At 72.3% G+C, this 19500-nt stretch carries 14 protein-coding genes and 1 pseudogene; 11 read left to right on the top strand and 4 right to left on the bottom strand.

The features are described from left to right. Position 1: 1 nt before the first annotated feature. Positions 2 to 1735, top strand: a complete 1734-nt coding sequence (gene resB, locus K7472_RS27695; RefSeq protein ID WP_222981309.1) for a cytochrome c biogenesis protein ResB — start codon at positions 2 to 4, stop codon at positions 1733 to 1735. Beyond that, positions 1735 to 2808 (top strand): c-type cytochrome biogenesis protein CcsB, encoded by a 1074-nt coding sequence (gene ccsB / locus K7472_RS27690; RefSeq protein ID WP_222981332.1) that lies wholly within the window; start codon positions 1735 to 1737, stop codon positions 2806 to 2808. The genes resB and ccsB overlap by 1 nt, the downstream gene beginning before the upstream one ends. A gap of 77 nt (positions 2809 to 2885) precedes the next feature. On the opposite strand, the gene K7472_RS27685 is transcribed toward ccsB, so the two are convergent. Continuing rightward, on the bottom strand, positions 2886 to 4316 hold the full coding sequence (locus K7472_RS27685) for an alkaline phosphatase family protein (RefSeq protein ID WP_222981308.1): 1431 nt from the start codon (positions 4314 to 4316) through the stop codon (positions 2886 to 2888). A 214-nt stretch (positions 4317 to 4530) separates the two neighbouring features. Further along, positions 4531 to 4890, bottom strand: coding sequence for a PLDc N-terminal domain-containing protein (locus K7472_RS27680; protein ID WP_252396342.1), 360 nt, complete (start codon positions 4888 to 4890; stop codon positions 4531 to 4533). Positions 4891 to 5050: 160 nt separating this feature from the next. Here K7472_RS27680 and K7472_RS27675 point away from each other — a divergent pair, with 160 nt between their 5' ends. The 8 genes and pseudogenes from K7472_RS27675 to K7472_RS27640 all read left to right on the top strand — a co-directional run bounded on the left by K7472_RS27675 (position 5051) and on the right by K7472_RS27640 (position 13165). Continuing rightward, complete coding sequence (locus K7472_RS27675; RefSeq protein WP_222981307.1) at positions 5051 to 6502, top strand: menaquinone biosynthesis decarboxylase; 1452 nt, start codon at positions 5051 to 5053, stop codon at positions 6500 to 6502. Positions 6503 to 6572: 70 nt separating this feature from the next. After that, positions 6573 to 7496 carry a menaquinone biosynthesis prenyltransferase MqnP gene (mqnP, locus tag K7472_RS27670; protein ID WP_222981306.1) on the top strand — a complete coding sequence of 308 codons (924 nt, stop codon included), beginning with the start codon at positions 6573 to 6575 and terminating at the stop codon, positions 7494 to 7496. Positions 7497 to 7518: 22 nt separating this feature from the next. Beyond that, positions 7519 to 8286, top strand: coding sequence for a UbiX family flavin prenyltransferase (locus K7472_RS27665; RefSeq protein WP_308014118.1), 768 nt, complete (start codon positions 7519 to 7521; stop codon positions 8284 to 8286). 66 nt (positions 8287 to 8352) lie between these two features. Then, positions 8353 to 8814, top strand: a complete 462-nt coding sequence (locus K7472_RS27660; RefSeq protein WP_222981305.1) for an Lrp/AsnC family transcriptional regulator — start codon at positions 8353 to 8355, stop codon at positions 8812 to 8814. A gap of 56 nt (positions 8815 to 8870) precedes the next feature. Then, the gene (gene mqnE, locus K7472_RS27655; RefSeq protein WP_222981304.1) at positions 8871 to 10034 is read left to right on the top strand and encodes an aminofutalosine synthase MqnE; all 1164 of its coding nucleotides are present in this window, start codon (positions 8871 to 8873) and stop codon (positions 10032 to 10034) included. A gap of 102 nt (positions 10035 to 10136) precedes the next feature. Next, a pseudogene (locus K7472_RS27650) lies at positions 10137 to 10673 on the top strand (GNAT family N-acetyltransferase); the annotation flags it as partial. A 75-nt stretch (positions 10674 to 10748) separates the two neighbouring features. After that, positions 10749 to 11063 (top strand): DUF4229 domain-containing protein, encoded by a 315-nt coding sequence (locus tag K7472_RS27645; RefSeq protein ID WP_372458102.1) that lies wholly within the window; start codon positions 10749 to 10751, stop codon positions 11061 to 11063. Between the two features lie 212 nt (positions 11064 to 11275). Further along, positions 11276 to 13165, top strand: coding sequence for an AMP-dependent synthetase/ligase (locus K7472_RS27640; protein ID WP_222981303.1), 1890 nt, complete (start codon positions 11276 to 11278; stop codon positions 13163 to 13165). A 390-nt stretch (positions 13166 to 13555) separates the two neighbouring features. Here K7472_RS27640 and K7472_RS27635 read toward each other — a convergent pair whose 3' ends face one another. After that, entirely contained in the window at positions 13556 to 13759 is a 204-nt protein-coding gene (locus K7472_RS27635; protein WP_030067036.1) for a cold-shock protein, read from the bottom strand. A 313-nt stretch (positions 13760 to 14072) separates the two neighbouring features. Here K7472_RS27635 and K7472_RS27630 point away from each other — a divergent pair, with 313 nt between their 5' ends. Continuing rightward, complete coding sequence (locus K7472_RS27630; protein WP_222981302.1) at positions 14073 to 14978, top strand: menaquinone biosynthetic enzyme MqnA/MqnD family protein; 906 nt, start codon at positions 14073 to 14075, stop codon at positions 14976 to 14978. Between the two features lie 52 nt (positions 14979 to 15030). Here the strand turns inward: K7472_RS27630 and K7472_RS27625 are convergent, their stop codons facing one another. Further along, positions 15031 to 19431 carry a type VII secretion EssC family protein gene (locus K7472_RS27625; protein WP_222981301.1) on the bottom strand — a complete coding sequence of 1467 codons (4401 nt, stop codon included), beginning with the start codon at positions 19429 to 19431 and terminating at the stop codon, positions 15031 to 15033. Positions 19432 to 19500 lie beyond the last annotated feature (69 nt).

Below are 19500 nucleotides of genomic sequence, written 5' to 3'. Positions count from 1 at the left end.
AATGAGCACGACTGACACCGACGCGCCGGACAGCGGCGCGTCCGACGCCGCCGCGCGGGCGCTGAGCACCGCACCGGTCGAGGAGGCGGAGCCGGAGAGCGGTTCCGGCGACGGGCCGGCCGGCGGGCCGCGGCTCGGCGTGCTCGGCTGGGCCCGCTGGTTCTGGCGGCAGCTGACCTCGATGCGGGTCGCGCTGATCCTGCTGTTCCTGCTGTCGCTGGCCGCCATCCCCGGCTCGATCATCCCGCAGACCTCCACCAACCCGGTGAAGGTCTCCGACTTCCTCAAGAGCCACAGCGTCCTGGGGCCGGTCTACACCAAGCTCGGCCTCTTCCACGTCTACAGCTCGGTGTGGTTCTCCGCGATCTACATCCTGCTGTTCGTCTCGCTGGCCGGGTGCATCCTGCCCCGCAGCTGGCAGTTCATCGGCCAGTTGCGCGGCAACCCGCCGCGCGCGCCGCGCAAGCTCGACCGGATGCCCGCCTACGCGACCTGGGTCACCGACGCCGCCCCCGACGACGTGCTGACCGCCGCCCGCGGCACGCTGCGCCGCCGCCGCTACCGGGTCGCGCCGGGCGAGGGATCGCTCGCCGCCGAGAAGGGCTACCTGCGCGAGGCGGGCAACCTCGTCTTCCACATCGCCCTGTTCGGCCTGCTCATCGCGTTCGCCTGGGGCACGCTGTGGAAGTCCGACGGCACCAAGCTGGTCGTCCCCGGCCCCGCGGGCGGCTTCACCAACAACCAGACGCAGTACGACGACCTCAGCCACGGCGCCCTGTTCAACCCCGACGACATGGCGCACTTCGGCCTCACGCTCGACGACTTCCACGCCGCGTACCAGACCTCGGGCCCGACCAAGGGCACCCCGACCACGTTCTACGCGGACGTCACCTACTTCGGCGCCGACAACAAGGACCACAAGACCCGGATCCGCGTCAACGACCCGCTGAACATCGAGGGCAACAAGATCTACCTGACGTCCCACGGCTACGCGATGAACGTGACCGTCAAGGACGGCAAGGGCAACGTCGCCTACAGCGGCCCGGTGCCGTTCCTGCCGGAGGACGGCAACCTCACCTCGCAGGGCGTCATCAAGGTCCCCGACGCGGTCGACAGCAAGGGCAAGCCCGAGCAGCTGGGCTTCGCGGGCCTGTTCACCCCGACCACGACCATCGACCCGGTCATGGGCCCGCAGTCGACCTTCCCCGCGCTGAAGAACCCGACGCTGTTCCTGACCGCGTACTACGGCGACCTCGGCATGGACGCGGGTCTGCCGCAGAACGTCTACGTGCTGGACACCGCCAGCAAGAACCTGCACCAGTTCACGGTGGGCGGGCAGCCGCTGAAGATGCCGATGGTCGTCGGCGACACCCTCAAGCTGCCGAACGGCGCCGGCTCGATCACGCTCGACGGCGTCAGCCAGTGGGCCGACTTCGAGATCGTCCACCAGCCCGGCATCGACCTGGCCCTCGGCAGCGCGCTCGCCATGCTCGTGGGCCTGGCCGCCTCGCTGTTCATCCAGCGCCGCCGCATCTGGGTGCGGGCGCTGCCCGGTGCGGACGGGCGCACGGTGGTGGAGCTGGCCGGGCTCGGCCGCACCGAGTCGCCCAAGGCCGCCGAGGAACTCGCCCGCCTCGTGGACGTGGTGCACGCCCAGGCGCCGTCCGTACCCGAAGAACCCGCATCGCCGTCCACCACCGCCCCTGAGGACAGCTCGGACAAGGAGCACGCGTGATCGACATCGCCGCCGGGGTGAACGAGCAGTTCGCCAACCTCAGCAATTACCTGGTCTATTCGGCCATGGCCGTCTACACGCTGGCCTTCCTCGCCCACATCGCGGAGTGGACGTTCGGCAGCCGCAGCAAGGTCGCCCGTTCCTCCGCCGCGCTGCCCGCCGGGTCCGGCACGAGCGCCCCGGCCGTCAAGGTCACCAAGCGCGGCGGCGGCACGGCGGTGCTGGAGCGCCCCAAGGTCGTCACGCGCGGTGGCGACGACCGCGGCATCGAGGACGGCAAGGGCGCGGCCGGCGGCGACGAGCAGGGCGAGCTGTACGGGCGGATCGCCATCTCGCTGACCGTGCTCGCGTTCGCGCTCCACTTCGGCGCCGTGGTCTTCCGCGGCCTGTCGGTGGACCGGGCGCCGTGGGGCAACATGTACGAGTTCTCGGTCACGCTGGGCCTGGTCGCGGTCGCCGCGTACCTGGTGCTGCTGGCGCTGGGCCGCAGCGTGCGGTGGATCGGCCTGTTCCTGGTCACCGCGGTCCTGCTCGACCTGGGCCTCGCGGTCTCGGTGCTCTACACCTCCTCCGACCAGCTGGTGCCCGCGCTGCACTCGTACTGGCTGTGGATCCACGTCTCCTGCGCCATCATCTGCGGCGCGATCTTCCACCTGGGCGCGGTCGCCACGATCCTCTACCTGTTCCGCGACCGCTACGAGGTGGCGCTCGCGGCGGGCCGCGCCAACGGGCGCTTCGCGTCGGTGTGGGCCCGGCTGCCCGCGGCGGCGACGCTGGACAAGTTCGCCTACCGGATCAACGCGGCGGTCTTCCCGCTGTGGACGTTCACGATCATGGCGGGCTCGATCTGGGCGGAGTCCGCGTGGGGCCGCTACTGGGGCTGGGACCCGACCGAGACCTGGTCGTTCATCACCTGGGTCGCCTACGCCTGCTACCTGCACGCCCGCGCCACCGCCGGATGGAAGGGCCGCAAGGCCGCCTACCTGGCCCTGATCGGCTTCGCGTGCTTCCTGTTCAACTACTACGGCGTCAACGTCTTCATCGTCGGCAAGCACTCCTACGCGGGCGTGTGAGCCCGGCGGCATCGGCCTGACGAAGGGGTCCGGGAGCCAGGCTCCCGGACCCCTTCGCCGTACGTGACGGACGGCCGTCAGCGGCGCTTGCGCCTGCCCGGTTCCTGGTGGGGCGGGGTCTGCTGGGCGCCGGGGAGGGTGGGCTTGGGGAGGGTCGCGACCTCCTGCTCGGCCTCGGCCAGCTGGGCCGCGGTGTTCGTCGGCAGGTGCGGGGGGCGCCTCGCCGGCTGGCGGAAGCCGAAGGCGGAGGTCAGGTCGCCGAAGGTGCGGCGGCGCCACTGGCTGATGTTGGGCTCCGTCACGCCCGTGACGCGTTCCAGGAATCGCAGCACGGAGGTGTGGTCGAAGGCCTCACCGGCGGCCCAGCCGCCCACCGTCCACGGTGAGATGACGACGCACGGCACCCGGAAGCCGCCGCCGATGGGCAGCCCCTGCACCCACTCGTCGGCGGTGCCGGGCTTCGGGGTGGGCGGCGGCACGTGGTCGAACAGGCCGTCGTTCTCGTCGTAGTTGAGGATGAACGCGGTCTTCGCCCACACCTCCGGGTTGGACGCGATCGCCTCGATCTTGGAGGCCACGAAGTCCGCCCCGGCCGCGGGCAGGTAGTCGGGGTGCTCGGACTGCGTGCTGGTGCAGATCAGCCAGGACACCGTCGGCAGGCGGTCGTTGCGCGCGTCGTCCTCGAAGGTGCCCTCCGGCTGGAACGTCATGCCGTTGTCGTAGAGCGGGTCGCCGGGCTTCGCGTTCTGGAACTGGGCGAAGTTCGCCAGCATGTTGCAGCCGTAGTTGTCGGTCTGCTGGTAGACCTTCCAGCTCACGCCCGCCGCCTGGAGGCGCTCGGCGTACGTGGTCCAGGTGTAGCCGCCGGTCGGGGCGACGTTGCTGAGGATCGGGCCGCCGTGCTGCCCGTTCGGGTCGATCGTGCCGGTCATCCAGTACATCCGGTTGGGCCAGGTCGGGCCCATGATCGAGCAGAAGTAGTTGTCGCAGACGGTGAACGACTCGGCCAGCGCGAACTGGAACGGGATGTCCTCGCGCGTGTAGTAGCCCATCACGTACGGGCCGTTGACGCCGTCGGCGGCGCGGTGCGCGGGCAGCCAGTTGTCCATCTTGCCGCCGTTCCACGCCTGGTGCTGCACCGACCAGGCGTGCGAGGTCGACGGGATGGCCTGCGCGGAGGTCTTCTTCGTGTCGAGGTGGAACGGCAGCAGGTAGCCGTCCGGGTTGACCGCGTCCGGCTGGTGGAAGACGGACCTGCCGGTGCTCAGCGTCAGGGCGTCCGGGTCGGCGAAGCCCCGCACGCCCTTGAGGGTGCCGAAGTAATGGTCGAAGGAGCGGTTCTCCTGCATCAGCAGGACGACGTGTTCGACGTCGTCCAGCGAGCCGTGCCGGGGCGGTCCGGCGGCGATCGCCTGCTGGACGCTGGGCGGCAGCAGCGACAGCGCCGCGGCGCCGCCGACGGCGCCCGCCGCCGAACCGAGAAGTCTGCGCCGGGTGATGTCGGGCATGGGTGATCCCCTCTCCCTGTCATCGACGGTCATCGACGGTCATCGAGAGTCGTCGCGAACCCGTACGGGCCGCTCACGACTCTGCTGGCGCGTACTCGTCAAGGAGAGGAGGCAGTGCGTGAACGCTTCCGCAACTGCTGGGGAACGCTTGCGACGCCATCACCCGTACGTGGCAAGGGAGTTGACGGAGGTTGACGTCTGGGGTGCCGGAGGCTCAGTCCTGGCCCTGCGGTGCCTCGCCGCTGTCGGCGCCGTCGTCGCCCCGGCGGGCGCGGTTCGCCGCGTCGAGGGAGCGCAGGAACGCGGGGTTGTCGTCCGGCGGGATCCACCGCTCCTCGGGCGGCGGCCAGCCCGCGAACGCGTCGGCCTCCAGCGACCGGCGCGCGGGGCGGCCCACCGCGAACCACGCGGCCGACGCCAACGGCACCATCCCGAACAGCACGATCACCACCAGCCACACCACCTTGGGCAGGGTGCGCACCCGGTCCTCGGGGGTGTTGACGCAGTCGACGAACGTGTAGACCCACAGGGCCAGCACCAGCAGCAGCATGACCGACCACACGGTCACCGCCATCAGGAAGGTAGAAGAGCCGCCTGCCATACCGACGCCGTCCCCCCGGTCCCGCTCAGCCCAGTCCCGCTCCGCCCCGCGTACGCCACGGGTTCGGGTCACCTACCCGCGGCACCCGGACCCATGACGGATCCAGCGTAGTGCGTACCGGATACTGGAGGGCATGGCTTACGACGATCTTCGCTCGTTCCTGAGGGCGCTGGAGCGCGACGGCGACCTCCGGCGCGTCAAGGCCGAGGTCGACCCCCACCTGGAGGTCGGCGAGATCGTCGACCGCGTCAACAAGGCCGGCGGCCCGGCGCTGCTGTTCGAGAACGTGCGCGGCGCCTCCATGCCGCTGGCCATGAACGTCTTCGGCACCGACCGCCGGATGCTCAAGGCGCTGGGCCTGACCTCGTACGACGACATCAGCGGCAAGATCGCCGGGCTGCTCAAACCCGAACTGCCGCACGGCTTCACCGGGGTGCGCGAGGCGTTCGGCAAGCTCGCCGGGATGACGCACGTGCCGCCGAAGAAGGTCAAGGACGCACCCGTGCAGGAGGTCGTCCTCCAGGGCGACGACGTCGACCTGGACGCGCTGCCCGCGCTGTTCACCTGGCCGGAAGACGGCGGCTCGTTCTTCAACCTGGGCCTGACCCACACCAAGGACCCCGAGTCCGGCGTGCGCAACCTGGGCCTGTACCGGCTCCAGCGCCACGACCGCCGCACCATCGGCATGCACTGGCAGATCCACAAGGACAGCCGCAACCACTACCAGACCGCCCTGCGGCGCGGGGAGCGCCTGCCGGTCGCCATCGCCTTCGGCTGCCCGCCCGCCGTCACCTACGCGGCCACCGCGCCGCTGCCCGGCGACATCGACGAGTACCTGTTCGCCGGGTTCGTGCAGGGCAAGCGGGTCGAGATGGTGGACTGCGTGACCGTGCCGCTCCAGGTGCCGGCCGCCGCCGAGGTGGTGCTGGAGGGCTGGCTGGAGCCCGGGAAGACACTGCCGGAGGGGCCGTTCGGCGACCACACCGGCTTCTACACGCCGCAGGAGCCGTTCCCCGCGCTCACCATCGACTGCGTGACGACGCGGCGGCGCCCGCTGCTCCAGTCCATCGTGGTGGGCCGCCCGCCGACCGAGGACGGGCCGCTGGGCAAGGCCACCGAGCGGTTCTTCCTGCCGCTGCTGAAGGTGATCATCCCCGACATCGTGGACTACGACCTGCCGGAGGCGGGCGGCTTCCACAACTGCGCGATCGTCTCCATCGACAAGAAGTACCCCAAGCACGCCCAGAAGGTGATGCACGCCATCTGGGGCGCCCACATGATGTCGCTGACCAAGCTGATCGTCGTGGTGGACGCCGACTGCGACGTGCACGACTACCACGAGGTCGCCTGGCGGGCCTTCGGCAACACCGACTACGCCCGCGACCTCACCGTGGTCGAAGGTCCCGTCGACCATCTCGACCACGCGTCGTACCAGCAGTTCTGGGGCGGCAAGGCGGGCATCGACGCCACGCGCAAGCTGCCCGAGGAGGGGTACACGCGCGACGGCGGCTGGCCGGAGATGGTGGTGTCCGACCCGGAGGTCGCCGAACGGGTGACCCGACGCTGGAAGGAGTACGGACTGTGAGCGCTCAGTCCTTCATGGAGCCGGGGCGGCACGGGGCTGCTCCCCGCGCCTGCGGGGATGGTCCGGGCCTGTGAGCGCCGAATCCGCCTCCTCCGACCTGTTCTCGCCGGAGCCCGCGCCGCCCGGCCGGATCCGGGCCTTCCTGCGCCTGGTGATGATCGAGCACTCGGTCTTCGCGCTGCCCTTCGCCTACATCGCCGCGCTCACCGCCATGCAGCGCCAGAGCGCGTCGGTGCACTGGTGGCAACTGCTGCTGGTCACCGTCGCGATGGTGGGCCTGCGTACCTTCGCCATGGCCGCGAACCGGATCATCGACCGCGAGATCGACGCCCGCAACCCCCGCACCGCCGGGCGCGAGCTGGTCACCGGCGCGGTGTCGGTGCGCTCGGCGTGGACCGGCGCGCTGGTGGCCGTCGTGGTCTTCCTGGGCGCCGCGGCCCTGCTCAACCCGCTGTGCCTGGCGCTGGCGCCGATCGCCGTGATCCCGATGGTGGTCTATCCGTACGGCAAGCGGTTCACCAACTTCCCGCACGCCATCCTCGGTGTCGCGCAGGCCATGGGCCCGATCGGCGCGTGGCTCGCGGTGACGGGCAAGTGGTCGTGGGACGCGGTCGTGCTGGGTCTCGCGGTCGGCGTGTGGATCGGCGGCTTCGACCTGATCTTCGGCTGCCAGGACGTCGCCGCCGACCGGGCGCACGGCGTGAAGTCGGTCCCGGCCCGCTTCGGCATCCCCGCCGCCCTGTACGGCGCCCGCGCAGCCCACGTGGTCACCACCGGGCTGCTGGTCTGGTACGGACTGCTCACCGGCGCCGGGGTGTTCTGGTGGATCGGGCTGGCGATCGTGGCGGTGGCGTTCCTCTACGAGCACTCCATCGTCAAGCCGCACGACCTGAGCCGCCTGAACCGGGCGTTCTTCACGGTCAACGGCTTCATCGGCATCGCGCTGTTCGTCTGCGCGCTGCTGGACCTGCTGGTGCGCGGCCTGGGCGCGTGAGGCGCCCGGATAGGCTCGACGCGTGAACGCGATCCCGCCCCGCGCCCCCCGCGACGGCCGCCCGAGCGAGCGGCGTCCCTGGGTGGTCGGCGTCTCCGGCGCGTCGGGCACGCCGTACGCGGCCTCGGTGCTGCGCGCCCTGCTGCGCGCGGGCGAGGCGGTCGACCTGGTCGTCAGCCGCGCGGCCCGGCTCACGCTGCTGGACGAGACCGGCGGCCCGTTCCGTGACGCGCACTGGCGCGAGGACCTGCGGCGCTGGCTGGCCCGCGGCGCGGACGGCGACCCGGAGGCGTTCGCCGCCGAGCTGAAGGCGTACGAGGACGCGGACGGGAGCTTCGGCGAAGGCGTAAGCGAGAGCGGGAGCGGAAGCGGCGGGGTGCGGTACTGGCCCGCGGGCGACCTGGCCGCCGGTCCCTCCTCGGGCTCGTACCCGGCCAAGGGCATGCTGATCGTCCCGGCGAGCACGGCGTGCGTGGCCGGGGTCGCGCTCGGGCTGTCGAAGGACCTGCTCCAGCGCACCGCGAGCGTCACCCTGAAGGAGCGCCGCCCGCTGGTCGTCGTGGTGCGCGAGACCCCGCTCGGCGGCCCGGTGCTGCGCCAGCTGGTCGCCCTCGACGAGGCGGGCGCGGTCGTGCTGCCCGCGTCCCCCGCCTTCTACTCCGGCGCCGTCACCGCGCAGCAGCTGGTGGACTTCGTGGCGGGCCGCGCGCTGGACGCCGCCGGGGTGCCGCACGAGCTGTACCGCCGGTGGACCGGGACGCTGGGCGGCGGCACGGATGTCAGCACCTGACGGCGTGTGCCTTAGATTCAATCCGTAACCCGCCCGACTTCAGCAGGATTGGAAGGCCCCGAGTACATGGACGCGGTGGACAGGCAGCTCATCCAGGCGCTGCGCGAGAACGGCAGGGCCTCCTACGCCGAGCTGGGCAGGCTCGTGGGCCTGTCCGGCCCGAGCGTCACCGATCGCATCAACCGCCTGGAGCAGGCCGGGGTGATCACCGGCTACCGCGCCACCGTGGCCCCGGCCGCCCTGGGCCTGGGGGCGACCGCGCTGATCGGCATCCAGCTCAGCGACGCCGCCGACCACGAGGACGTGGCACGGCGGATGCACGACCTGGAGGAGATCGAGGACTGCTGGTTCATCGCCGGTGACGACTCCTACATGCTCAAGGTCCGGGTCGCCGACGTGGACGGCCTGGAGCACACCATCCGCAGACTGTCCGGTCTGCGCGGGGTGGCACGCACCCGGACCACCGTGGTGCTGTCCACCAAGTGGGAGAACCGGGTCGGGGAGCTTCCGGACGAACCGCAGGCGTAGGCTCGGTCGGGGTCCGCGCCGAAAGCCGTGCGGGCCCGGTTGACGAAGGAGGGCGGATGGACGCGGGGCTCAAGCGCGAGCTGGAGGAGAAGGTCTACGCAGGGGAGCGGCTGACCCGCGAGGACGGGATCGCCCTCTACGAGTCCGACGACCTGGCCTGGCTGGGCGGCCTCGCCCACCACGTGCGCACGAAGAAGAACGGCGACGTCGTCCACTTCAACGTCAACCGCCACCTCAACATGACCAACGTGTGCACCGCGTCGTGCGCGTACTGCTCGTTCCAGCGCAAGCCGGGCGAGAAGGACGCGTACACCATGCGCATCGAGGAGGCGGTGCGGCTGGCGAAGGCGATGGAGAACGAGAGCCTGACCGAGCTGCACATCGTCAACGGCCTCCACCCGACGCTGCCGTGGCGGTACTACCCGCGGTCGCTGCGGGCGCTGAAGGAGGCGCTGCCGCAGGTGGCGCTGAAGGCGTTCACCGCGACCGAGATCCACCACTTCGAGACCATCTCGGGCCTGACCGCCTCGGAGATCCTGGACGAGCTGATCGACGCGGGGCTGGAGTCGCTGACCGGCGGCGGCGCGGAGATCTTCGACTGGGAGGTCCGGCAGCACATCGTGGACCACCGCACCCACTGGGAGGACTGGTCCCGCATCCACCGCCTCGCGCACGAGAAGGGTCTCAAGACCCCGTGCACGATGCTGTACGGGCACATCGAGGAGCCCCGGCACCGCGTGGACCACGTGCTGCGGCTGCGGGAGCTCCAGGACGAGACCGGCGGCTTCCAGGTCTTCATCCCGCTGCGCTACCAGCACGACTTCGTGGACATGGCCGACGGCAAGGTCCGCAACACCCTCCAGGCGCGCACCACGATGGCGACCGGCGCGGAGGCGCTGAAGACCTTCGCGGTCTCGCGGCTGCTGTTCGACAACGTGCCGCACGTGAAGGTGTTCTGGGTGATGCACGGGCTGTCGACCGCGCAGCTCGCGCTCAACCACGGCGCCGACGACATGGACGGCTCGGTGGTCGAGTACAAGATCACCCACGACGCGGACGACTTCGGCACGCCGAACAAGCTGACCCGCGACGACATCCTGGACCTGATCCGGGACGCGGGCTTCCGCCCGATGGAGCGCAACACCCGCTACGAGATCATCCGCGAGTACGAGGGCCCGGACCCGGCCCGCCGCGAGACCCCGCAGGCGATGCGCCTCTGACCCGGCCCGCACCCGCCTCCCTCTTCGACCGCCCGCCGCGCGCCCCGCGCGGCGGGCGGTCGTGTCCACGGTGCGGAACGGGTTTGCCCGCGCCGGAGGCGTAATGCTTCCCTGGGCCGTATGGCCCTTACCTTTCGTCGTGACCCCGAGCCCACCCCCGCGCTGTGCGACGCGCTCGTCGCGTTGTGGGCGCGGGTCAGCAACGCGGGCGGCGCGGTCGGGTTCGTGCCGCCGGTGACCGCGGAGGACGTGCGCCCGTCGCTGGAGGCGTACCTGCCGCAGATCGCGCAGGGCCGGGTCCGGCCGCTCGTCGGCTTCGACGGGGACCGGCCGGTGGCCACCGCGTTCCTGAGCCTCAACACCCACCGTCTGATGGGCCACTGGGGCTGGCTCTACACCGTCATGGTGGACCCGGATCTCCAGGGCCGCGGCCTCGGTCTCGGCCTGCTGCGCGCCGCCGGGGAGTTCGCCCGCGACCAGGGGCTTCAGGCGCTGCGGCTGACCTGCCGGGGCGGGCTCGGCCTGGAGCGGTTCTACGAGGCCGCCGGGTACAAGGAGGTCGGCCGGGTGCCGTCCGCGATCCGCGTCGCCCCGGGCGACGAGCGCGACGACGTCATGATGTGGCTCCCCCTGACGTGATCGGTAAGGGTGCGTGCTTCACTGGACGGGCTACGTGACGTACCCCCAATACCGGAACGAAAGAGTGGAATCGCTGTGAGCTGGAAGCCGAGTGCCATGCTCCGCTACACCGCGCTGCGGGCCGGCCTGTTCGTGGTCAGCTTCGGCGTGATCTGGGGCCTGGTCTACCTGCACATCCTCCCGGCCGGTCTGGGCAAGTCCAATCTGCTGTGGGTGCTGCTGCTGGCCCTGGTGGTCTCCGCGCCGCTGAGCTACGTGCTGCTGCGCGGCGCCCGCGACCGGGCGTCGGTGCAGATCTCGGACCGCGTCGAGCGGTCCCGTGCCGCGTACCAGGCGAAGGCGGCCGACGAGGACGAGGCGGACGACGCGGCCCGCGCGCAGAGCGCCTGAGCCGGCGCGGACCCCGGCGGGGTTCGTGGGGCGGGCCGCCGCCACGCCGGGTCGGTGCGGGGCGGGGTTCGTGGGGGCCGGGTGAAAGTTCGCGCCGCGCCTCTTGGCGAGCGACCTACTCCGCAGTAAGTTACCGGCGGTAAACGGGACGCCGGGCGACGGGCCGCACCGGGCGGTCCCTCCCGCGTCGCCGAGCCCCACGGGAGCCGCCGATGTCCCGCGTACCGCCAGCGACCGCGAGCGCCGAACCCGCGCTCCCGGAACCGGAGTTGGTCCGCCACGCGGGCCGCGTCGTACAGGCCGCCACCGCGCCGGTCGCGCCCGCCGTCACCCGCGGCAGCCTCGCCGACATCCCGTTCGACAACGCCCGCGAGGCACCCGGAGACGCGGTGCTCAGCCGCAAGGACACCTCCGGCCGCTGGAACGACGTCACCGCCGCCACCTTCCGCGACGAGGTCCTCGGCGTCGCCAAGGGCCTGATCGCCACCGGCCTGCGCCCCGGCGACCGCATCGCGATCATGGCCAGGACGACGTACGAGTGGACGCTGCTGGACTTCGCCGCCTGGGCGGCCGGCGTCGTCACCGTCCCCGTCTACCCGACCTCCTCCGCCTCCCAGACCGCCTGGATCCTCGCCGACTCCGGTGCGGTGGCCTGCGCGGTCGAGAACGTCGAGCAGGCTCGCCTGGTCACCTCGGTCCGCGGCGAGCTGCCCGCGTTGCGCGAGCTGTGGCAGCTGGACACCGCGGCGCTGGCGCAACTGACCGCGGCCGGGCGGCGGATTCCCGACGAGGTCGTGCGGCTGCGCCGTGCCGCTCTGACACCGGACACCATCGCCACCCTGATCTACACCTCCGGCACCACCGGCCGCCCCAAGGGCTGCGTGCTGACCCACGGCAACTTCTTCGCCGAGGTCGACAACGCGACCGAGCTGCTGCACCCGGTCTTCAAGGCGCGCAGCGAGGAGCCCGCGTCCACGCTGCTGTTCCTGCCGCTCAGCCACGTCTTCGGGCGGATGGTGGCGATCGGGTGCCTGCGCGCCCGGGTCCGGCTCGGGCACGCGCCCAGCATCGCCACCGACGACCTGCTCGCCGACCTCGCCGGCTTCCGCCCGACGTTCCTGCTGGCGATCCCCTACGTGCTGGAGAAGGTCTTCAACACCGCCCGGGCCACCGCCGAGTCGATGGGCCGGGCCTCCTCCTTCGACCGCGCGGCGCGGGTCGCCCGGCGGCACGGGGAGGCGCTGGCCGCGGGCGGCACCGGCTCGGTCGCGCTGCGGGCCGCGCACGCGCTGTACGAGCCGCTGGTCTACCGGCGGGTGCGGGCGGCGCTCGGCGGGCACGTGCGCCACGTCATCTGCGGCGGCTCCCCGCTCGGCCGGGAGCTGGCCGCGTTCTACGGGGGCGCGGGCGTCGAGGTGTTCGAGGGCTACGGGCTCACCGAGACCACGGCGGCGGCTACCGTCACCCCGCCGCAGGCGCCCCGGCTGGGCACCGTGGGCCGCCCGCTGCCGGGCACGGCGGTGCGGATCGCGGCGGACGGGGAGGTGCTGCTGGCGGGCGCCCAGGTCTTCGGCGGGTACTGGTCGGCCGACGGCGGCGTGCGGCCCGCCTCGGCGGACGGCTGGTTCGCCACCGGCGACATCGGGCGGCTGGACGACGAGGGCTATCTGGTCATCACCGGCCGCAAGAAGGAGATCATCATCACGGCGGGCGGCAAGAACGTCGCACCGGCGCCCCTGGAGAACCGCCTGCGCGCCCATCCGCTGGTCAGCCAGTGCATGGTGGTCGGCGAGGGCCGCCCGTACGTCGCCGCGCTCATCACCCTGGACCCGGACGGGCTCGCGCACTGGCGGCGGATGCGGCGCAAGCAGGACCTGCCGCTGTCGCGGCTGATCGAGGACGAGGAACTGCGCGCCGACCTCCAGCAGGCGGTCGACGACGCCAACTCCACGGTCTCCCGGGCCGAGTCGATCCGCCGCTTCGCGGTGCTCCCGGTCGACTTCACGGAGATGAGCGGCCACCTGACCCCGTCCCTGAAACTGAAGCGAGCAGCGGTGCTGCGCACGTACGCGGACCGGGTGGAGGGGCTGTACCGGCCCTAGCGGGCCGCCGGGACCCGGGCGAGGCTCGGCGGGCCGGCGGCCCGCACCCGCCGGAAGGGCCCGCCGGGCTCGGCAGCCCCTGAACCGGAAGGGCCGCCCGGCGGCCCGAGCCCGGGAGGCGATCGGCGAGCCTGGTGGCTCACGCTTCGCTGGGCTCGCTGGTCCTGGTGGCTCCTGCCGGGGTGCGGGGGACGGCTCCGCGGCAGCCGAACACGAAGCACTCGGCGGGAGTCGGGGGCCGGGGCGGCGGGCGGCGCCCGCCTCGCCTCAAGCCCCCGGGGCCGCCAGGCCCCGGCGGAAAGGCAGGAGCCCCGCGCTCGGCGCGGGGCTCCTTGGGTACTGCTATCCGTGCGACAACAACCCTGCCCGCCTCATGGCGGGCCGGAATGCTCAGGCCGGGGTGACGTTCTCCGCCTGCGGGCCCTTCGGGCCCTGGGTGACGTCGAAGGTGACCTGCTGGTTCTCTTCGAGCGAACGGAAGCCGGCGGCGTTGATCGCGGAGTAGTGGACGAAGACGTCGGGGCCCCCGCCGTCCTGGGCGATGAAGCCAAAGCCCTTTTCAGCGTTGAACCACTTCACGGTTCCGGTAGCCATAAAGCCCTCCTTGGGCCACGGGTTGCCCTGCTCCAGAACCTGCAAAGAAGTCTGAAAACTACAAAAGCCTGCGGCGTTAGCTCCGCAGGCTCTGTACTGCAAGGGAAACCAAACTGCAACTTGCGCTGAGCGTAGCACGGGCGCCGGGCCTGCGGAAGGCCCCAAAGATCTTTGTGTCGACTCCACGTCGTCCCTGCTCAGAGGCATGACCACCGGTAAGGGGCGAGCTGCGGCGGTCTGTCCGGCGGCGCACCGCCGGGCTTTCGGCGGCCCCCTGCGCGTTCCGGAAGGGGGCCGGGTCTAGCCTCCTGATGTGGACAATTCTGCAGCCAAGGCATCGCTGGACGACCCCCGCCCCGTCCGCCCCCGGGTGGGCCACATCCAGTTCCTCAACTGCCTGCCGTTGTACTGGGGGCTCGCTCGGACGGGGACGCTCCTCGACCTGGAGTTGACCAAGGACACGCCGGAGAAGCTCAGCGAACGGCTGGTCCACGGTGACCTGGACATCTCGCCGATCACCCTCGTGGAATTCCTCCGCAACGCCGACCAGCTCGTCGCGCTGCCGGACATCGCGGTGGGCTGCGACGGCCCGGTGATGTCCTGCGTGATCGTCAGCCAGGTCCCGCTGGACCAGCTGGACGGGGCCCGGGTCGCCCTCGGTTCCACCTCGCGCACCTCGGTCCGCCTCGCGCAGCTGATGCTGGCCGAGCGGTACGGGATCAGCCCCGACTACTACACCTGCCCGCCCGACCTCGGGCTGATGATGCAGGAGGCGCAGGCCGCCGTGCTGATCGGCGACGCCGCGCTGCGCGCCTCCCTGCACGACGCGCCCCGGCTCGGCCTGCACGTCCACGACCTCGGCACCATGTGGAAGGAGTGGACCGGGCTGCCGTTCGTCTTCGCGGTGTGGGCCGCCCGCCGCGACTTCCTGGCGACGCGCCCCCGCGCGGTCCACGAGGTGCACAAGGCGTTCCTCGCCTCCCGCGACCTGTCGCTGGAGGAGGTGGAGAAGGTCGCGGAGCAGGCCTCCCGCTGGGAGATGTTCGACCAGGACGTGCTGCGCCGCTACTTCACCACGCTGGACTTCTCGCTCGGCGCCGAACAGCTCGCCGGGATCGCCGAGTTCACCCGCCGGGTCGGCGCGACGACCGGCTTCGACCCGGACGTCCGCGTGGAGCTGTACCGCCCGCAGGACTACACGGGCCCGCGCACGGCGTGACGCGTGGAGGGCGGGGCCGGGCCGGGCCGCGGCAGGCCCGCCCCCGCGTCCGCTACAGCGCCGTCAGCGGGACCTGCACGGTGCGCACCTCGCCGTCGCCGAGGTGGAGCAGGCCGCGGCCCGGGACCACCGGCTGGCCGACCGAGCCGCGTTGCAGCCGCACGCCGACCAGGTCGGCGTCCGAGAGGTTCTGCGGGGACAGCAGCAGACCGCGCCGGGCCTTCTTCATCTCCACCTGCCAGCCGGAGAAGCCGCCGCACACGTCGTCCGCGTCGCCCGCGATGACCACGCCGACGTCCTTGCCGGCCGAGCGCCGCACCAGCGAGGTCAGCACCTCGTTCGCCTCGCAGTTGCGCAGCAGTTCCGCGTCGTCCACCAGCAGCACGGCCGGCCCGTGCACCCGCTCCAGCGCCTCGCGCAGCTCCTCGGAGGAGATGTCCTCACCGGTGAAGTAGCCGACGACGCCCGGCGCGTTCTTCAGCCGCCGCAGCGGGGACTGGCGGCGCGGGGCGGCCAGGATGACCTGGGTGCCGACCGACAGCAGCGACCGCGTCATCGTCAGCAGCACGGTGCTGCGGCCGGAGCGCGGCGGGCCCGCGACGACGAACGCCGGGCTGCCGGTGGCCAGATCGGGCCCGAGCGCCAGCAGCTGGTCGCCGCCGACCGCGGTGAGCGCCCACATCGGGCTCGCCACGGCACGGTCGCCCGGGTCGCGCAGCTCCCACGCCTCCTCGAAGGAGATCCGGTTCGGCAGCACGTCCACCCGGAACGGCATCCGGGAGCGCGGCACGTCGGCCCAACGGCCCTTGGCCCACTGCCCGATGGTGGCGAGCGCGGCGGCCTGCGCCTGGCCCGAGGGGTCCTGCGTCAGCATCGCCACGTGCGTCTCGACCGCGCCCTGCTGGCGGAAGCCCCGGCCCGGCGGCAGGGACTGCGGCACCTTGCGGGGGTTGAGGCCGATCAGGGTCAGGTCGGAGGGGTCGCTGAGCTGGAACGCCATCTTGTTCTCGGTCAGCGTCGAGATCCGGCCCAGCAGCAGCGTGCGGTCGCCGGAGATCACCACGTGGACACCGACGGACGCACCCTCGCGCATCAACTGGTAGACCGCGTCCGTCAGTTCGCCCGCGTTCAGCTCGCCCAGCGAAGGCGTGAAGCCCTCCCAGCGGTCCAGGAACAGCACGATGTGCGGCAGCCGGTCCGGCTCGGGGACGCCGAGCCGCTGCTCGTTGACGTCGGTGAAGCCGCGTTCGCCCAGCAGCGCCATGCGCCGTTGCACCTCGGCGGAGAGGTTGCCGATCAGCCGCACCGCGCGGTCCGCCTCGTTGGCGCGCACCACCGCGCCGCAGTGCGGCAGCGAGTTGAGCGCCAGCAGCGAGCCGTTGCCGCAGTCGAGCGCGTAGAGGTGCACGTCGGCGGGGGAGTTGGCGCGGGCCAGCGAACCGGCGATGGTGCGCAGCGCCTGCGAGCGCCCGGAGCGCGGCGCGCCCGCGATCATCAGGTGGCCGAAGGTCGGCAGGTCGATGACGCAGGTGCGGCGGGCCTGCTGGCCGGGCAGGTCGTCGATCGCGTACGGCGCGGGCAGCAGCCCGTCGTGCGACAGTCGGCGCGGCGGCTCCAGGTCGTCCAGCGTCATGGCCTCAGGCAGCGCGGGCAGCCACGGGCTGTGCTGGGCGGGGAGGCCCAGCTGCCCGTTGGCCTCGATGACCGCGTCGACGAGCACCGCGAGGTCGGTCAGCAGGTCGTCGTCGCCGGACCTGGCGCCCGCGGGGCGTTCCGGCGCGGGCCGCCCCAGCGCCTCCCAGCCGACGGACGCGGTGAACGGCGCCGGTGCCTTCGTGGCGACCTGGCCGGGGCGGCGGCCGCCCACCCGGCCGGACTGGAACGGCAGCAGCGACGAGGCGCCCAGGCGCACGTAGGCGCGGCCCGGCGTGGACTTGGCGATGTGCCCGGCGTCGGGGGCGTCGATGACGTCGGAGGACTCCGAGGCGTCGGTGACCCGCAGCGCGATGCGCAGGTTGGTGTTGGCGCGGATCTCCGGCGAGACCACGCCGGAGGGCCGCTGGGTGGCCAGGATCAGGTGGATGCCGAGCGAACGGCCGCGCTGCGCCACGTTGACCAGACCGGTGACGAAGTCGGGGAGTTCGCGGGCCATCGAGGCGAACTCGTCGATGACGATCAGCAGCCGGGGCATCGGCGCCAGCGACGGGTTGGACCGCATCGCGATGACGTAGTCCTCCAGGTCCTTGGTGCCCGCGGCGGCCAGGATGTGCTCGCGGCGCCGCAGTTCGGCGCCGAGCGACTCCAGGGCCCGTTCCACCAGGTGGGTGTCGAGGTCGGTGACCATGCCCACGGTGTGCGGCAGCTTCACGCAGTCCTTGAACGCCGAGCCGCCCTTGTAGTCGACCAGCACGAACGTCATGGCGTCCGGCCGGTTGGCCACCGCGAGCGAGGCGACGATGGTCTGGAGCAGCTCCGACTTGCCGGAACCGGTGGTGCCCGCGACCAGGCCGTGCGGACCGTCGCGCACCAGGTCGATGGCGAACGCGCCGTCGAAGGACGCGCCGACCACCGCGCTGGTGGACCGGCCGCCGGTCGCCCAGCGCGCCACGATGCCCTGCGCGGTGGGCGGTTCCAGGTCGATGACGTCCAGCAGGCGGCAGGCGTCCGGCAGCGCCGCGCCGTCGTCGCCGCTGATGTCACGGATCGGGGCGAGCGCGCGGGCGGTCTGCTCGCACCACTGCGGGCTCACGCAGTCGGGACGGACCCCGGTGACCGGCTCCTGACCGGCCATCGAGACCTGGAGCATCCCGTAGTAGTCCTCCTCGACCAGCGCCCGGCACTCCTCCGGCAGCAGCCGCCGGTCGGCGTCGAGGCAGACCAGGTGGATGCCGACCTTCGGGCCGTCGCGCAGGATCTGGGTGAGGCCCGGCAGGGCGCGCAGCCGCCGCGAGCCGTCGAGGACCACCAGGGTGGTCGGCCCGCTCCACATCTGGTTGGCGGCCAGGCCCGCGTCGCGCGCGGCCTCCTGGCGGGCGGTGACCTGGGTCAGCAGTTCGGAGATGCGGCGGGCCACCGAGTCGGAGTCGGTGCCGATCAGCGAGATCGCCGACTGCCCGTCGCGGGCGCGGGCGTGCGGCAGCCAGCGCACCCACTCCCAGCTCGCCCGGCCGCTGGGGTCGGTCAGCACGCAGACCTGGAGGTCGGCGGGGGAGTGCAGCACGGCGGCCTGCGCGACCAGCCAGCGGCCGATGGCACGCGGCATCTCCCCGCGCCCGGCGATGCCCAGCACCCCGTGCTCCTGGAGCGGCACGGTCACCGGCACGTCCAGCAGCTTGCGCGGCGCGGTGCGCTTGTGCTCCTCCTGCATCGGGTCGGAGACCTCGACCTCGGAGGGCAACGTGCCGGTGCCGACCCGCAGATGGCCGTAGTCGAAGTCGGCGCGGCGCCGCTCCCACAGCCGCTGGCCCGGGCCGGTCGCGGTGACCTGCACCTCGGCCGGGTCGGGCGCGCCGTCGCGGCGGGCGCCGGTCTCGGCGGCGGCGGCCTTGCGGGCCTGCCGCTCGATGGAGTCCTTCTGCTTCTCGTAGTCCGCGAGCGTCTGGCGGAACGACTTCTTGCCCTGCTTGCGGTCGTTGACGTAGTTGCCGACCATCGTCAGCGGGCTGAGCACCGCCATGAACAGGTACGAGGGCTGGTGCATCATCGTCGCCATGGCGACCGAGCCGACCAGCGGGATGCCCGCCATCACCCACGGCAGCGGCCGTGCCTCGCTCTGCTTGGGCCGCGAGGGCAGGTTGAACTTGGTGGGGCGCGGCGGCGGGGTGATGCGCGGCGGCCGGTTGTAGTCGAGGCCGGTGCCGTCCTCGGAGGGCTTGAGCGCGGCGTCGGGGAACGTGGGGTGCGCCAGCTCCAGCAGGCTCTGGCCGACGGCCACCACGCTGCGCCTGCGCCACGGCTTCGGCCCGGTCAGCGCCTCGCCGTCCAGCGTGGCGGTGCTGCCGTAGGAGGGGTGGACGGTCACCGTGCCGTCGATGGCGACGTCCACCTCGATGGCGGCGTGCGGCAGCGTGGGGTCGGCCAGCCGTATCCAGGCGTCCGCGCCGCTGCCCACCACGGCGACGCCGGGGCCCAGCCGGTGCACGCCGCCCGCGTCGGGCCCGCCCACCACGCGCACCTCGACGGTGCCCTGCGCGTCCGGCGTCGGGCAGGCGACCGGCGCGGCCAGCGAGACCAGGGCGCCGTCGCGCAGCGGGGAGGCGTCCAGGCTCACTTCGGGGTCCAGGCGGAAGCCGCCCACGTGCAGTCCGGGCGGGCCCTGGCCGTCGTCGGGCCGGCCGAGCTGCCGGGCGATCTCGACGGCGAGCGCGCCCACCGGTGCCGCCGGGTCCGCGTCGACCAGCACGTCGGCGCGGCCGTCTTGGACCGGGTCGATGACGCTGAGCTGGAGTTCCACGGCCGTCCCCCCGGGCGTTGGATCATGACCCGCGCCGGGCTGTCGCCGTCGCGGGGTGGTTCTCGTCGG

Origin of the sequence: Streptantibioticus parmotrematis (assembly GCF_019890615.1) — a bacterium.
In the GTDB taxonomy this organism is placed as follows: domain Bacteria; phylum Actinomycetota; class Actinomycetes; order Streptomycetales; family Streptomycetaceae; genus Streptantibioticus_D; species Streptantibioticus_D parmotrematis.
Note: the sequence above shows the minus strand (reverse complement) of the source record. Positions and strands in the feature narration are given on the sequence as shown.

Coding starts and splice junctions, on each gene's coding strand:
- resB (WP_222981309.1), top strand. CDS start 2: ATGAGCACGACTGACACCGACGCGCCGGACAGCGGCGCGTCCGACGCC.
- K7472_RS27685 (WP_222981308.1), bottom strand. CDS start 4,316: ATGCCCGACATCACCCGGCGCAGACTTCTCGGTTCGGCGGCGGGCGCC.
- K7472_RS27680 (WP_252396342.1), bottom strand. CDS start 4,890: ATGGCGGTGACCGTGTGGTCGGTCATGCTGCTGCTGGTGCTGGCCCTG.
- K7472_RS27675 (WP_222981307.1), top strand. CDS start 5,051: ATGGCTTACGACGATCTTCGCTCGTTCCTGAGGGCGCTGGAGCGCGAC.
- K7472_RS27660 (WP_222981305.1), top strand. CDS start 8,353: ATGGACGCGGTGGACAGGCAGCTCATCCAGGCGCTGCGCGAGAACGGC.
- mqnE (WP_222981304.1), top strand. CDS start 8,871: ATGGACGCGGGGCTCAAGCGCGAGCTGGAGGAGAAGGTCTACGCAGGG.
- K7472_RS27640 (WP_222981303.1), top strand. CDS start 11,276: ATGTCCCGCGTACCGCCAGCGACCGCGAGCGCCGAACCCGCGCTCCCG.
- K7472_RS27635 (WP_030067036.1), bottom strand. CDS start 13,759: ATGGCTACCGGAACCGTGAAGTGGTTCAACGCTGAAAAGGGCTTTGGC.